Origin of the sequence: Stenotrophomonas sp. SPM, from assembly GCF_003105135.1 — a bacterium.
Taxonomy (GTDB): domain Bacteria; phylum Pseudomonadota; class Gammaproteobacteria; order Xanthomonadales; family Xanthomonadaceae; genus Stenotrophomonas.
Genome location: NZ_QETL01000015.1, coordinates 1 through 11,971 on the forward strand (window position 1 = coordinate 1; position 11,971 = coordinate 11,971).

19 protein-coding genes are annotated in these 11,971 nt (G+C 65.1%); 14 read left to right on the plus strand and 5 right to left on the minus strand.

Features of this window, described 5'->3' with window-relative positions; translation table 11 throughout:
* The first annotated feature begins 35 nt into the window (after positions 1-35).
* Entirely contained in the window at positions 36-701 is a 666-nt protein-coding gene (locus tag DCO49_RS05720; RefSeq protein ID WP_079222565.1) for an HNH endonuclease, read from the plus strand.
* A gap of 105 nt (positions 702-806) precedes the next feature.
* Complete coding sequence (gene dxs, locus DCO49_RS05725; protein WP_116863200.1) at positions 807-2,714, plus strand: 1-deoxy-D-xylulose-5-phosphate synthase; 1,908 nt, start codon at positions 807-809, stop codon at positions 2,712-2,714.
* Positions 2,715-2,789: 75 nt separating this feature from the next.
* On the opposite strand, the gene DCO49_RS05730 is transcribed toward dxs, so the two are convergent.
* From DCO49_RS05730 to DCO49_RS05740, 3 genes are all read right to left on the minus strand, one after another.
* Positions 2,790-2,993 carry a hypothetical protein gene (locus DCO49_RS05730; RefSeq protein ID WP_116863201.1) on the minus strand — a complete coding sequence of 68 codons (204 nt, stop codon included), beginning with the start codon at positions 2,991-2,993 and terminating at the stop codon, positions 2,790-2,792.
* Between the two features lie 147 nt (positions 2,994-3,140).
* Positions 3,141-3,668: a DUF3011 domain-containing protein gene (locus DCO49_RS05735; RefSeq protein WP_116863202.1), complete on the minus strand. Its 528-nt coding sequence runs from the start codon at positions 3,666-3,668 to the stop codon at positions 3,141-3,143.
* Positions 3,669-3,799: 131 nt separating this feature from the next.
* Positions 3,800-4,459 carry a response regulator transcription factor gene (locus DCO49_RS05740; protein WP_116863203.1) on the minus strand — a complete coding sequence of 220 codons (660 nt, stop codon included), beginning with the start codon at positions 4,457-4,459 and terminating at the stop codon, positions 3,800-3,802.
* Positions 4,460-4,831: 372 nt separating this feature from the next.
* Here DCO49_RS05740 and DCO49_RS05745 point away from each other — a divergent pair, with 372 nt between their 5' ends.
* The 7 genes from DCO49_RS05745 to DCO49_RS20290 all read left to right on the plus strand — a co-directional run bounded on the left by DCO49_RS05745 (position 4,832) and on the right by DCO49_RS20290 (position 8,781).
* On the plus strand, positions 4,832-5,431 hold the full coding sequence (locus tag DCO49_RS05745; RefSeq protein ID WP_243402671.1) for a hypothetical protein: 600 nt from the start codon (positions 4,832-4,834) through the stop codon (positions 5,429-5,431).
* A complete protein-coding gene (locus DCO49_RS05750) occupies positions 5,428-5,841 on the plus strand; it encodes an ADP-ribosylation factor-like protein (protein WP_243402672.1) in 414 nt (137 codons plus the stop codon). The genes DCO49_RS05745 and DCO49_RS05750 overlap by 4 nt, the downstream gene beginning before the upstream one ends.
* 130 nt (positions 5,842-5,971) lie before the next feature.
* The gene (locus tag DCO49_RS05755) at positions 5,972-6,349 is read left to right on the plus strand and encodes a roadblock/LC7 domain-containing protein (RefSeq protein WP_116863204.1); all 378 of its coding nucleotides are present in this window, start codon (positions 5,972-5,974) and stop codon (positions 6,347-6,349) included.
* Between the two features lie 96 nt (positions 6,350-6,445).
* On the plus strand, positions 6,446-6,772 hold the full coding sequence (locus DCO49_RS05760; RefSeq protein ID WP_207776464.1) for a hypothetical protein: 327 nt from the start codon (positions 6,446-6,448) through the stop codon (positions 6,770-6,772).
* A 511-nt stretch (positions 6,773-7,283) separates the two neighbouring features.
* Positions 7,284-7,742: a pilin gene (locus DCO49_RS20635; RefSeq protein WP_116863233.1), complete on the plus strand. Its 459-nt coding sequence runs from the start codon at positions 7,284-7,286 to the stop codon at positions 7,740-7,742.
* A 75-nt stretch (positions 7,743-7,817) separates the two neighbouring features.
* Positions 7,818-8,276, plus strand: a complete 459-nt coding sequence (locus tag DCO49_RS20640; protein ID WP_279325639.1) for a prepilin-type N-terminal cleavage/methylation domain-containing protein — start codon at positions 7,818-7,820, stop codon at positions 8,274-8,276.
* Between the two features lie 238 nt (positions 8,277-8,514).
* Positions 8,515-8,781 carry a hypothetical protein gene (locus DCO49_RS20290; RefSeq protein WP_165835682.1) on the plus strand — a complete coding sequence of 89 codons (267 nt, stop codon included), beginning with the start codon at positions 8,515-8,517 and terminating at the stop codon, positions 8,779-8,781.
* Between the two features lie 27 nt (positions 8,782-8,808).
* Here DCO49_RS20290 and DCO49_RS05780 read toward each other — a convergent pair whose 3' ends face one another.
* Positions 8,809-9,015, minus strand: a complete 207-nt coding sequence (locus tag DCO49_RS05780) for a hypothetical protein (protein ID WP_116863208.1) — start codon at positions 9,013-9,015, stop codon at positions 8,809-8,811.
* 399 nt (positions 9,016-9,414) lie between these two features.
* Here DCO49_RS05780 and DCO49_RS05785 point away from each other — a divergent pair, with 399 nt between their 5' ends.
* From DCO49_RS05785 to DCO49_RS05805, 5 genes are all read left to right on the plus strand, one after another.
* Positions 9,415-9,702, plus strand: a complete 288-nt coding sequence (locus DCO49_RS05785) for a hypothetical protein (RefSeq protein ID WP_116863234.1) — start codon at positions 9,415-9,417, stop codon at positions 9,700-9,702.
* 9 nt (positions 9,703-9,711) lie between these two features.
* Positions 9,712-9,945, plus strand: a complete 234-nt coding sequence (locus DCO49_RS05790; RefSeq protein WP_079222578.1) for a DUF1653 domain-containing protein — start codon at positions 9,712-9,714, stop codon at positions 9,943-9,945.
* A gap of 72 nt (positions 9,946-10,017) precedes the next feature.
* Positions 10,018-10,785 carry a transporter gene (locus DCO49_RS05795; RefSeq protein ID WP_116863209.1) on the plus strand — a complete coding sequence of 256 codons (768 nt, stop codon included), beginning with the start codon at positions 10,018-10,020 and terminating at the stop codon, positions 10,783-10,785.
* 51 nt (positions 10,786-10,836) lie between these two features.
* Complete coding sequence (locus DCO49_RS05800; RefSeq protein ID WP_116863210.1) at positions 10,837-11,409, plus strand: TetR/AcrR family transcriptional regulator; 573 nt, start codon at positions 10,837-10,839, stop codon at positions 11,407-11,409.
* 13 nt (positions 11,410-11,422) lie between these two features.
* On the plus strand, positions 11,423-11,755 hold the full coding sequence (locus DCO49_RS05805) for an SMR family transporter (RefSeq protein WP_116863211.1): 333 nt from the start codon (positions 11,423-11,425) through the stop codon (positions 11,753-11,755).
* A gap of 32 nt (positions 11,756-11,787) precedes the next feature.
* Here the strand turns inward: DCO49_RS05805 and DCO49_RS05810 are convergent, their stop codons facing one another.
* The gene (locus tag DCO49_RS05810; protein ID WP_116863212.1) at positions 11,788-11,961 is read right to left on the minus strand and encodes a DUF1328 domain-containing protein; all 174 of its coding nucleotides are present in this window, start codon (positions 11,959-11,961) and stop codon (positions 11,788-11,790) included.
* Positions 11,962-11,971: the final 10 nt, after the last annotated feature.

An 11,971-nucleotide genomic window follows, 5' to 3' on the forward strand; every position in this document is an offset into this window, starting at 1 on the left:
AAATCGCAATGATTCGGGTATAAGCTGTTTTCCCGATGGAGACAGACACTACACGCTTGGGTCTGATCGAAGCCGGAGCCTCAATTTCTGCTCCGGGCGCCGCGTCATCGCCCAATGCCAGCCCGCTGCATCGCCCCGGCACCGTCCGCCTGCTCTCGCTTGATGCCCACGGACGCGTCCTGGATTGGATCACCTGGCAGGATGCCGCCTGTCTCTACGCCCGCAATGCGGTGTCCTGGACACTGGGCGACCCGTGCCTGCACATCCACGGCGGCACCAACCGGCTCAGCGGCCTGCAGAGCGGCATGGACCTGCATCCGATCATCGCCGCCCGCGGCCACGCCCGCTCGCGCGCCCCGGACCCCACGCCGAACCTGACCAACCCGGCCCTGTTCGCCCGCGACGCCCACCTGTGCCTGTACTGCGGCCAGCAGTTCAACCGTCCCACCCTGACCCGCGACCACGTCATGCCGCTGTCCAAGGGTGGCCTGGACTGCTGGGAAAACGTGGTCACCGCCTGCTTCCAGTGCAACTCGCGCAAGAGCAACCGCACCCCGCAGCAGGCCAACATGCCCCTGCTGGCCATCCCCTACCGGCCCAGCTGGATCGAGCACCTGATCCTCTCCAACCGCAACATCCTGGCCGACCAGATGGCCTTCCTGAAGGCGCAGCTGCCCAAGCGATCCAAGCTCAGCACCTGAACATCGGCACCGGCAACCCTCACCGTCCTGTCACGGACGGCGGCGTTTGCTTGCCCCACCCCCGATTGAGGGCGAAAATGGGCGTTCAGAACAAGTGCGAACACGATGATCGACTCTGCCCGCTATCCCCGCCTCGCGCGCATCCAGACGCCCGATGACCTGCGTACGTTCGACGAATCCGAAATGCGCGCGGTCGCCGATGAACTGCGCGCCTACCTGATCGAATCGGTGGGCAAGAGCGGTGGCCATTTCGCCGCCGGCCTGGGCGTGATCGAACTCACCGTGGCCCTGCACTACCTGTACCAGACCCCGCACGACCAGCTGGTCTGGGACGTCGGCCACCAGACGTACCCGCACAAGATCCTCACCGGCCGCCGCGACGAGATCCACACCGTCAAGCAGAAAGACGGCGTGGCGCCGTTCCCCAAGCGCGAGGAAAGCGAGTACGACACCTTCGGGGTCGGCCACTCCTCCACCTCGATCTCGGCGGCGCTGGGCATGGCCATCGCGCGCCAGTCGCAGGGCGATGACCGCAAGGTCGTGGCCGTCATCGGCGACGGCGCGATGACCGCTGGCATGGCCTTCGAGGCGCTGATGCATGCCGGCGGCATGGACCCGGAACCGAACCTGCTGGTGATCCTCAACGACAACAACATGTCGATCTCCGAGGCCGTCGGCGGGCTGACCAAGATGCTCGGCCGCGCCACCGGCAGCCGCACGCTCAATGCGCTGCGCGAGGGCGGCAAGAAGATTCTCGGCGACAAGAAAAACAACCCCGCGCGCTTCGTCAAACGCTGGGAAGAACACTGGAAGGGCATGTTCGTGCCGTCCACCATGTTCGAGGAAATGGGCTTCCACTACACCGGCCCCATCGATGGCCACGACATGCCCGCCCTGCTGTCCACGCTGAAGACGCTGCGCGCCTCCAAGGGCCCCAAGCTGCTGCACGTGATGACCACCAAGGGCAAGGGCTACGAGCCGGCCGAGGGTGACCAGATCGGCTACCACGCCGTGGGCCCGTTCGATCCGGACAAGGGCCTGGTGGCCAAGGCCGGCGCGAAGAAGCCGACCTATACCGATGTGTTCAGCGACTGGCTGTGCGATGCCGCCGCCGCCGAGCCGCGCCTGTACGGCATCACCCCGGCAATGCGCGAAGGCTCGGGCCTGGTGCGCTTCAGCAGGGAATACCCGCAGCGCTATTTCGATGTGGCCATTGCCGAACAGCATGCGGTCACCCTGGCCGCCGGCATGGCCACCCAGGGCGGCAAGCCGGTGGTGGCGATCTACTCGACCTTCCTGCAGCGCGCCTATGACCAGCTGGTGCACGACGTGGCGATCCAGGATCTGGACGTGCTGTTTGCGATCGACCGTGCCGGCGTGGTCGGCCCGGACGGTGCGACCCATGCCGGCAATCTGGACCTGAGCTTCCTGCGCTGCGTGCCGAACATGGTGGTGATGGCGCCGTCCAACGAAGCCGAATGCCGGCAGATGCTCAGCACCGGCCTGCAGCACCCGGGCCCGGCCGCCGTGCGCTATCCGCGTGGCACCGGCACCGGTGTGGATGCCGGCAGCGACCTGTCGACCCTGCCGATCGGCAAGGGCGAACTGCGCGTGCAGGGCAGCCGCATCGCACTGCTGGCCTTCGGCAGCAGCGTGGCCGCCGCCGAACAGGTCGGCCGTGAGCTGGGCCTGAGCGTGGTCAACATGCGCTTCATCAAGCCGCTGGACCGGGAGCTGGTGCTGGCCATGGCCAACAGCCACGACGGCCTGGTGACGATCGAGGACAACGTCGTGGCCGGCGGCGCCGGTTCGGCCGTGGCCGAGCTGCTGAATGCCGAAGAGGTGCTGCGCCCGATCCTGCACCTGGGCCTCCCCGACAGCTTCCAGCACCACGCCAGCCGCGAGGACCTGCTGGCCGAAGCCGGCATCGATGCTACCGGCATCCGCGCCGCAGTGCTGAAGCGCTGGCCGAAGCTGGCCAGCGGTACGCCGCCACTGAGCGCGGCGAGCTGAGTAGATCCACGCCATCCGTGGATGAGGGGTCAGAGCCCTTTCCTGCGGAAAGGGATCCGACCCCAACTTCGACGCTCAGCCGTAGCTGACCGCCTCGACATACGCGCCACTGGCTTCCACGCGCACCGCGGCACGCTGCCCGGTGTCGGTGAAGTGCAGGCGCGCGAGGGTTTCGGCGAAATCGAAGGCGCGGACACCGTCGCGGAACTCGATCGGCTCCGGCTTGTCCGGGTGCAGCACGCGCCACTGGCGCTGCTCACATTGCAGACGGATCAACATGCGTTGCTCACTCCTTGAACAGCGTATCGATGACGGTGGGCACACCGGGAGGCGCACTGCCCCCGGCTGCCGACGATACGAGGAATGAACTGTGATCGCCATCAGATTAATCTGAATCTGAATGACGAAAACGCCAACGTCGTCCGATCAGTTGATCTGGAACTGGGCCCGGCAGCCATCACTGACCCACACACCCCGGCGGTCCCAGCCCCAGGTGCGGCCTTCCACGCAGGGGCTGCGCGAATCCTGCTTGACCAGGCGCACGTCGCGGCGGATGCGCGCGTCGCAATACTTCTGCCGGCGGTCGTTGGAATGGCAGGCGATCACCTGGCCACCGTTGCCGCCCCAACCGCCGCCATGGCCCCAGCCGCCGCCGCGGGATTCACCCACGAACTCGGCGCGGCAGCCTTGGGTCACCCACACACCACCGCGCGACTGGCCCCAGGTGCGGCCCTCCACGCAGGGCGAGCCGGACAACTGGCGGATCAGGCGCGCGCGCCCGTCCAAGCGGCATTCGTTGCTGCGGTTCTTGACCGACTCGCAGCGCACGATGCCACTGCCACGGTTGTCGTAGCGGTCGTCGTAGCCATAGCTCTGAGCCTGTGCAGCACCGGCAGATGCCAGCATCGGCAGCACGACGCACATCACGCTGCGCCAGTTGAATCCCTTGCCCATTCCCCATCTCCCGATGAATACGATGGGGGCAAGCATCCAAGATTCCGCGCCCGCCGCACAGAGGGGCTACCGGCACGGTTACCCATTCGTTCAAGCAGCTCAACCGCGCCTGACCAGCACCGGCGCCGCCGTCAGGAATCGGCAAGGCCCGCGCCAAGCGGCGTGCCAAGTTTCTGCTCGAACGCAAAGGCAAACAGCTCGGCATCGTTGTTGAACCCAAGCTTCTTCATCGCCGAGAGCCGCTGCCGGCTGATGGTACTGACCGTCCGCCGCAGCTGCGCGGCGATCTCCGTGATCGATGGACCGGATACGTAGAGGCGCAGCACTTCCAGTTCCTTGGGCGACAAGACCGACAGTGATCGCTCGCGCCCGGTCTCCAGCAGACACGACGCCAGTGCGGGGTCGAGATAGAGACGCCCGGCAAGCACGGTATCTACCGCGTCACGCACACTGCCCACGCCGCTGGCCTTGTGTGCCAACCCGCGCACCCCGGCACGCAGTGCCATCTGCAGCGAGGTGGCATTGGTGATCATCGTGGACAGGATCACCGGGACATCGGGGTGATTGCGACGCAGTGCCTGCAGCATCGCCTGCCCATCTGAGCGGTTGCTGCCGGGCATCGAAAAATCGGTTATGACCAGATCAACAGGCTCGCTGGCCAGGATCGAGAGCAGCTGTTCGGCGCAGTGTGCCTCCGCCACTACACGGTGCCGATCGCCAGCCTCGATCACCACGCGCGTACCCAGCAGCACGATCGGGTGATCGTCCGCAATGGCGATTCGAGTAAGCATGCTTGATATTCCCAACTGAAAACGCCGCAGAGCGCGACCACCAAACTAAATAATCATCAAGGCCGCCGTCAACTTAACAACGGGGATTTTTCAACAATCCTCAAAATCTTAAGAGCTCTTGAGAATTCAATTATTTGCATACCCTGAAAAATACATCGGAATGGCATTCAACTTTCCCAAAAGTTTCATGGATCAGGATCCACCAATCCGGTCATATAGGCCCCCCCAATCATTCACCGCGCCACATCCATGGTCCGATTCCGCCGCACCTCGTTCGAGGATTCCAGGGCGCCATCCGCATCGTCGCTCTCCTCGTGGACACCGATCACGCAGGCCACGCTGCCCAGCGCTGCGCTGCCGTTCGTGCAGCAGATGCGCGTGTTCCTGGCGGGTGACACTTCGGCAGCACGCAGACCGGCCCATGCCGCTGTCATCCACGACGACGCCATCGTCTGCTGGCTGGACGCGAAGGACGACCGGATGATGACCACCGCACCCGCCCCCATCGCACTGGCGCTGCTGCATAAACTGCTGGCAGACGAGCACCCGCCATTGCGCCTGGCCCCGGTGACGCACGAAATGTTCATGCAGCGCGCGACGGTGTCCAGCAATCTGCCGCTGCGCCCGACGCTGTGGAATGTCGGCCTGGCCGCCACACGGCTGGACCGACCGATGCAGCCGCTGACCATGGATGTGAAGCTGCGCCTGCGCCGCTGGCCTGATTTCCGCATCCTCGCCCACCGTCACGATCACTTCCGCCTGTGCGCGCTGCTGATCAAGCAGGGAGCGTCGGTGCAGGCCTGCTGCGAGATCCTGGATCTGCCGCCGCGCCAAGTGCAGTCGTTTTTCAATGCCGCTTTCCTCACCGCCTACGCCTTTCCGGTCATGGGCGAGGACCTGCCCGCCCGTCCCTCGCCCACTGACGGACTCGTCAAGCTGTGGCGCCAACTTCGTATCCGCTGGAGTGCATGACCGTGCGTGAGCACAAGATCGTAGTAATGGGGCCTCTTGGCGCCGGAAAATCCACCCTGGTGCAGACCCTCACCCACGGAAAAGCCGTGGTGACCGAGGCCCGCAACACCGACCCCACCGTGGGCAAGGAATACACAACCGTCGCGATGGATTACGGCGACATCGACCTGCCCGGCGGTGACCGCCTGCGCCTGTACGGCTCGCCAGGCCAGGAACGGTTCTCCTACATCTGGCCGATCCTGCTGGCCGGTGCCGAAGGCGCCATCGTGCTGGTCGATGGCAGCACCGACGTGGACACCACACTCGCCGGCCAGCACCTGAAGGCGATCGCCGACACCGCACCCACGCTGCCGGTGGTCATCGGCATCACCAAATGTGGCCGCACCGACGACCCGCTGCTGCCGCACTAGCAGGCCTGGCTGGGCGAGCACGCGCCGCACCTGCCCGCGCTGCCATTGGACCCGCGTGACATGAAACAGGCGATCACCGCCATGGACCTGCTGATGAGCCAGATCGAATGCAACGCCATGGCGGCCGCACATGAATGACACTGCCTGCACCACGTCGGCACTGAAAACACTGGCGCGCGACGTCTCCGGCATACAGGCCATCGTCGTCGCCAGCGCCGATGGCTTCGCGTTGGCACAGGCCGGCCCGAAAGGCAGCGTTGCCGACCGGCTGGCGGCGATGACCAGCTCGATGCTGGGCCTGGCAGGCGCGCTAGGCCACGAGCTGCGCTTTGGCGAGCTGGACACGCTGATCCTCGATGCGGCCGGCGGCAAAGTGCTGATGCTGGCCATTCCCGGCGCACAGCAGCGCCTGCTGATGACGGCCTGCGATCACAGCTGCGTCATCGGCAATGCGCTTTGGCATGCCAAGCAATGCGTACGCACGCTGGCCGACAACACGTACCGATGAATGTCTCTCTCACTGTTCAAACGACTCTTTACTTCCAAACACCCGCAACGGACGACTGAAATGAATATCGCCATCAAAAAATGCCTGGACACCCTCATGCAGATCAACGGCGCCCAAGCCGTCGCACTGGTCGACTACGACAGTGGCATGCTGCTCGGTGAAGCCGGTTCGGGCGTGGACATGGAACTGGCCGCAGCCGGCAACACCGAGGTGCTCCGCGCAAAGATGAAGACGGCCGAAGCGCTGAACCTCAACGACAGCATCGAGGACATCCTCATCACGTTGGGCCGCGCCTACCACGTGCTGCGCCCGGTCTCGGCCAAGAAGGGCCTGTTCTTCTACGTCGTGTTGGACCGGCAGAAAGCCAACCTCGCCCTCGCCCGCCGTATGGTGCTGGACGTGGAAAGCTCGCTGGCGCTGTAACGCCCAGCCTACGACGTAGAGGGAAGGGGATGGGAACGCCGGGGCCGCTGGGGAGAGCGGCCCCGGCCTGTGGACACAGTCCTGCAGCATTTCCTGCACGTGAAGCTGCACCATGCGGCAAGCTTGCGCACCATCGGTCAGCTACATGCAGCCGCCGCGGGCACGTCCCTGGGTGGTGCTGTCGTTGCCGCAGCATGGATTACCGGTTAGCGCGGCCTTCTGCGCACACCTCCTGCGAACTACACCCCGCCGCTCGCATGCACGGCACCTTGGCGCTGCTACGCAGCCCGCACGGTGCGTGGCAGCGACTGGCCGATGTCAGTGACCCGTAACTGCTGCCCGCGGCATGCAGCACGCAATCATCCGAATAATCGCAAAACCCGGCATGAACGGCACTTTTACCAGTTTTTGAATATCGATCCGAACGCACCGGTGATTATCTATTGGCACGCTCTGGAACATTCATTCCACAGCCACCCATTCAATGGATAACCCCAAGGAGGATCTCATGATGAATACCAAACCTGCACGCGCAAAGTTTATGCCGCCACACAACTCCCGACAGAAGGGCTTTTCGCTCATCGAGCTGATGGTGGTAGTGGCCATCATCGGCATCCTGGCGATGATTGCGTTGCCGCAATACCAGAAGTTTGCAGCAAAGGCCAAGCTCGGCGCGGCGCTGGCAGAGGTGACACCCGGAAAGGTAGGCATGGAAACGCTGCTGGCTGAGGGCGCCGATTTGAGCACAATCAGTCCTGCAATGGTCGGCCTGCCGTATTCGGGATCGCGCTGCGCCTCGTTCGACGCGTCGCTGGCCGGCGACGGCACCGGCAACCTGGTATGCAACCTGAAGCCTGACGAGGCTTACGGCGGCAGCTCGCTGAACCTGGTCCGTTCCCCAGATGGAACGTGGACCTGCAACAGCGATGTGGACGACCAGAACCTGTTGCCCGAGGCATGTCGCGCCTGATCAGCAGATGCCCGGTGGGCAGGAGCTGCGTGCTCCTGCCCGCAGGGATCGATACGCCTACAGGAGAGCATCCTCTTGAACAGAACCATACCCCGCGCCGGGGCACGCCGCGCAGCGGGCGGGCGACAGCAGGGCTTCTCGCTGATTGAACTGATGGTCGTCGTGGCGATTCTCGCGATACTTGGCATGATCGCGCTGCCCAAGTATCAGAAATTCGCCGCCAAGGCGAAAATGGCTGCCGCACTGCAGGAGATTTCGATCGGCACTGGAGGCCTCGACCTCATTTACATAGAAGAAGGGACCGTGCAGCGGGTCATAACCCCGGAGGAAATCGGATTACCATCCACAAGTAATTACTGCGTCCAGCGCTACCTGAACGCGTCTGAATTCTGGTGCGTACTGAAACCTGATTCGGTGCTGGGACCCAACCCGACCATCGGCTTTCTGCGCGACAGCCATAACGGCAAGTGGCGTTGCCATGCCGGCACTGGAAACGGGGATCAGCAACTGATTCCGCAGCAGTGCCGCTACTGACGCTCCGGCAGTCCTTGAACAGAGGGCCATTCCCCTGCAGTACTTCCTCAAACAAACCGATGCCGCGCCTCACCCAAGCGCCAGGCCAGCAGGGCCTGCGCCTAAGTCCAGGCTCACTCCGCCCAGCCTCATCATCGCCGATGCCAATCCATGGGTACGCCAGGAACTGGGGGCGCATATCCGGCCCCTGCTGGCCCCTCACGCCGTGCAGGACGCACGCTCGCCTTCCGAAGTTCTGATGCGGGTCGCCGATCCCAACTGCAGGATGCTCGTGATCGATCCCTGCATGCCGACCCTCGGCCAGACCGACGGGGTGCCGCTGCTTCGGCGTATCTGCAGCCTGCGCCGCGACCTGCACATACTCGTGCTCGCGCAGCAGCCGCAGCTGCTGTTGCGGGACAAGGCGTTCCCGAGGCAGATCGCACATGTACACGGCAAGAGCATCCATGTCACGTGGCTGTGCCTGCTCATCGAACGGGCGCTGGCAGAAGGCGAAGCGGCCTAGGCCGCGCTCACCGGCTGGACTGGCGTTTCAGTGGTTGAAGTGCACCGCATCCACCGTACTGCCCAGTGCCTCCACGCGCACGGTGCTGTCCTGGCCGGTACGACGATGGTGGTCGCTGGCCCGCGCGACGGCGGCATCGAAGGCGGCGGCACCGCTGGAGAAGGGTTCGGTCGCGCCGGCGGCCGGATCCAGTACGGACCAATGGGCGGCAATGCATTTGACGGTAAAGACCATGACGGGCTCCTTGCAATGGGGCGCGCGACAACTGCAGGGCCGCCCGCGGTTGCTGCCCACCCTAGGCCCCTGCTCGGGGAGTTCCTATCGGATTAGTACGAAAAATCCGGATCGGGACGTCAGAACACCACCCCCATCACATCCCTGAGTCGGTTTAGTGAAAGTTTTTCGTGACTCTTGTCACGAAGTCAGCAGGGCTTCACACTACGCTCACTAACAGGGGCCCCTTCCACATGCGCACCTCGCTTCCGCTGCAGCGTTCGACCTTGCTCAAGTTCTACTTCGTGGCCAGCTACCTGGTCCTGCTTGAAGAAGTGGTGCGCGCCAGCATCAGCTGAGCGCTTGTCGACCGGGGCGGATGCGGCCGATACTGAGGCCCCCGCACGCGAGGCCACGCCGATGAAGACCGCGTTCCTGCCGGTGCTGCTGATGCTAGCCATGGGCGGCTGCGCCCAGCCCGAACCCGTGCCCGCGCCGACGCCTGCCCGCGATCCCGCCACCGCCGCGCCCGTTGTCGGCGGTGATCGCGACGCACACGGCTGCATCGGTTCGGCCGGCTACCAGTGGTGCCAGCGCAGCGGACGCTGCGAGCGACCGTGGGAGCTGGCCCAGGCACAGGACCTGGCGAACACCGCCGAGGCCATCGACGCGTGGTGTGCGCTGCCGCCCACGCCCGCGCGGAAGTAAACTTCCCGCATGTCCGACCTCAGCCCCCTGCCCCGCCTCGAGCCGGGTCGTTACCGCCATTTCAAGGGCGGTCTGTATGAAGTAATCGATATCGTGCGCAGCAGCGAGACCCTGCAGCCGCAGGTGCTGTACCGCGCCCTGTACGGCGAAGGCGGCCTGTGGGTGCGCCCGTACGCCATGTTCGTCGAACAGGTACCGGGCGAGCACGGCCCGCAGCCGCGTTTCGCCCGCATCGACGACTGAGCCCGGCGTTCACGGCGCCCCGACGCGCCGGCCGCGCATGCTTGGCAACACCTCCCGGGCTCGTCGGCCAGCATGCGCCAGTGCATCGTTCTGTTCGGCCTTTCCGTGGCCTGCCTGTCCGCACGGGCGGAGCCACCCTCCAGTCCTCCCGACTTTGACCGGCCCGGCCTTGGCGCTGGCACCGACACGGTGCCTCGCGGGGCCGCCGCGCTCGAGTTCGGGCTGCCTGCTTACCTGCGCGAATCCGGCGCCGAGGGTGTCCGCAGCACGACGTGGTCAGGCGATGTCCTGCTGCGCACCGGACTGGCGCCCGGCCTGGAACTGCAGCTCTCCGGCACCCCTTGGAACCGCCAGCGCCTGCGCGCGCCGGATGGCGCACAGAGCCGCCTGCGCGGGGCCAGCGACAGCAGCGCGGGCCTGAAATGGGCAGGCCCGGGCAGCAATGACCGCACCGCCTGGGCAGTACTGGCCTCGGCCGTGGTGGCGCGCGGCGATGCGGCCTTCAGCGACGGCCGCCAATACGCGCTGGCGGTCAGCATCGAACAGTCACTCAACGATCAATGGCAGCTGGCGCTGTTCGCGCAGCAGCAACGCGGTGCCGGCCAACGCACCACCACCTGGGCGCCCAGCATTTCGCTGCAGGCCACGCAGACGGTGTCCACCTACCTGGAAGCCGGTTTTTTCGACGCCAGCGATGGCCCCGACCAGTCCATTGCCGGCGCGGGACTGAGCTGGCGGATGCGGCCCAGCGTCCAGCTCGATGTTTCATTCGATGTGGGCCTGGACGATGAAAGCCCGGATCTCCAGTTCGCCACAGGGCTGTCGGTCTACCTGGACTGAGCCGGGCAGCGCTGGGCTACAATCATACCGTCCGGTCGGTTTCCTTCTCCCATGTCCCCATCCCCCGCCCTCGCGCGCCGCAAGGCGCCCGATCTCGTGCGCCAGGCCCTGCTGGACGCCACTGCCCGCGTGATCAGGCAGGAAGGGCTGGCCGCGTTGACGGTGCAGGATGTCGCTGACGTCGCCGGGGTCAGCAAGGGCGCCCTGTTCCACCACTTCAGCAGCAAGCAGGCGCTGCTGGATGCAACGCTGGGCGCGATGCTCGATGATTTCGAGCAGGATCTGCGCGCGCACATGCAGCAGGCGCCTGCCAGCCACGGCTGTTTCACCCGCGCCTATGTTGAAGTCACCTTCGATCATCTGCTGCAGCAGACCCGCGACAGCGACATCGGTCTGACCATGGCCAACCTGCTGGAACCGGCGATGCTGGTGCGCTGGCGCGAGTGGATGCGCGCAATGCTGGCGCAGTTCCCCGGCGAAGCGGACGACCCGCGCCTGTATACGGCACGCTGCGCCGCCGACGGCTACTGGGCCACGGCCTATGGCCGGCCGCTGGACGAGGAAGAGCGCCGCAACGCGTTGGCCATGGCGGCCGAGGCGATGAAACTGTGCACGCCCGGCTGACCTGGAGACCTTGATGAATCCCTATGCCTGCCTGGCCGCTGCGATCGCGCTGGAGGTGATCGCCACCTCGCTGCTGAAAGCTTCCGAGGGCATGAGCCGCCTCGCTCCCACGCTGGGCGCGCTGGCCTGCTACGGCGTGTGCTTCTACCTGCTGGCGCTCACCATGAAATCCATCCCCACCGGCATCGTCTATGCGATCTGGTCAGGGGTGGGCATCGTGCTGATCTCGGTCATCGGCCTGCTGGTGTTCAAGCAGCGCCTGGATACGCCGGCACTGATCGGCATCGGCCTGATCTGCGCGGGCGTGCTGGTGATCAATCTGTTCTCGAAAAGCAGCGCGCACTGAGCGCGCTGCTTGAGGCTGCCTTCGGCGCTGGGTCAGGCGACCTTCTTGGCGACGCTCATCCCGATCAGGAACAGGATCACCGCGATGATGATGCCGGCCCAGAACAGGAACTTGGCGATGCCGACCGCGGCACCGGCGATGCCGCCGAAGCCGAGCACGCCGGCGATGAGGCCGATGACGGCGAAAATGATGGCCCACTTGATCATATCGATCCTT

What these genes read in the sequence shown, in the direction of transcription:
- DCO49_RS05800 (WP_116863210.1), top strand. Translation starts at nt 10,837, where the DNA reads ATGTCCCCATCCCCCGCCCTCGCGCGCCGCAAGGCGCCCGATCTCGTG.
- DCO49_RS05745 (WP_243402671.1), top strand. Translation starts at nt 4,832, where the DNA reads ATGCGCGTGTTCCTGGCGGGTGACACTTCGGCAGCACGCAGACCGGCC.
- DCO49_RS05810 (WP_116863212.1), bottom strand. Translation starts at nt 11,961, where the DNA reads ATGATCAAGTGGGCCATCATTTTCGCCGTCATCGGCCTCATCGCCGGC.
- DCO49_RS05790 (WP_079222578.1), top strand. Translation starts at nt 9,712, where the DNA reads ATGTCCGACCTCAGCCCCCTGCCCCGCCTCGAGCCGGGTCGTTACCGC.
- DCO49_RS05785 (WP_116863234.1), top strand. Translation starts at nt 9,415, where the DNA reads ATGAAGACCGCGTTCCTGCCGGTGCTGCTGATGCTAGCCATGGGCGGC.
- DCO49_RS20635 (WP_116863233.1), top strand. Translation starts at nt 7,284, where the DNA reads ATGAATACCAAACCTGCACGCGCAAAGTTTATGCCGCCACACAACTCC.
- DCO49_RS20290 (WP_165835682.1), top strand. Translation starts at nt 8,515, where the DNA reads ATGCGGGTCGCCGATCCCAACTGCAGGATGCTCGTGATCGATCCCTGC.
- DCO49_RS05760 (WP_207776464.1), top strand. Translation starts at nt 6,446, where the DNA reads ATGCAGATCAACGGCGCCCAAGCCGTCGCACTGGTCGACTACGACAGT.
- DCO49_RS05750 (WP_243402672.1), top strand. Translation starts at nt 5,428, where the DNA reads ATGACCGTGCGTGAGCACAAGATCGTAGTAATGGGGCCTCTTGGCGCC.
- DCO49_RS05755 (WP_116863204.1), top strand. Translation starts at nt 5,972, where the DNA reads ATGAATGACACTGCCTGCACCACGTCGGCACTGAAAACACTGGCGCGC.
- DCO49_RS05795 (WP_116863209.1), top strand. Translation starts at nt 10,018, where the DNA reads ATGCGCCAGTGCATCGTTCTGTTCGGCCTTTCCGTGGCCTGCCTGTCC.
- DCO49_RS05720 (WP_079222565.1), top strand. Translation starts at nt 36, where the DNA reads ATGGAGACAGACACTACACGCTTGGGTCTGATCGAAGCCGGAGCCTCA.
- DCO49_RS05805 (WP_116863211.1), top strand. Translation starts at nt 11,423, where the DNA reads ATGAATCCCTATGCCTGCCTGGCCGCTGCGATCGCGCTGGAGGTGATC.
- DCO49_RS05735 (WP_116863202.1), bottom strand. Translation starts at nt 3,668, where the DNA reads ATGGGCAAGGGATTCAACTGGCGCAGCGTGATGTGCGTCGTGCTGCCG.
- DCO49_RS05730 (WP_116863201.1), bottom strand. Translation starts at nt 2,993, where the DNA reads ATGTTGATCCGTCTGCAATGTGAGCAGCGCCAGTGGCGCGTGCTGCAC.
- DCO49_RS05740 (WP_116863203.1), bottom strand. Translation starts at nt 4,459, where the DNA reads ATGCTTACTCGAATCGCCATTGCGGACGATCACCCGATCGTGCTGCTG.
- dxs (WP_116863200.1), top strand. Translation starts at nt 807, where the DNA reads ATGATCGACTCTGCCCGCTATCCCCGCCTCGCGCGCATCCAGACGCCC.
- DCO49_RS05780 (WP_116863208.1), bottom strand. Translation starts at nt 9,015, where the DNA reads ATGGTCTTTACCGTCAAATGCATTGCCGCCCATTGGTCCGTACTGGAT.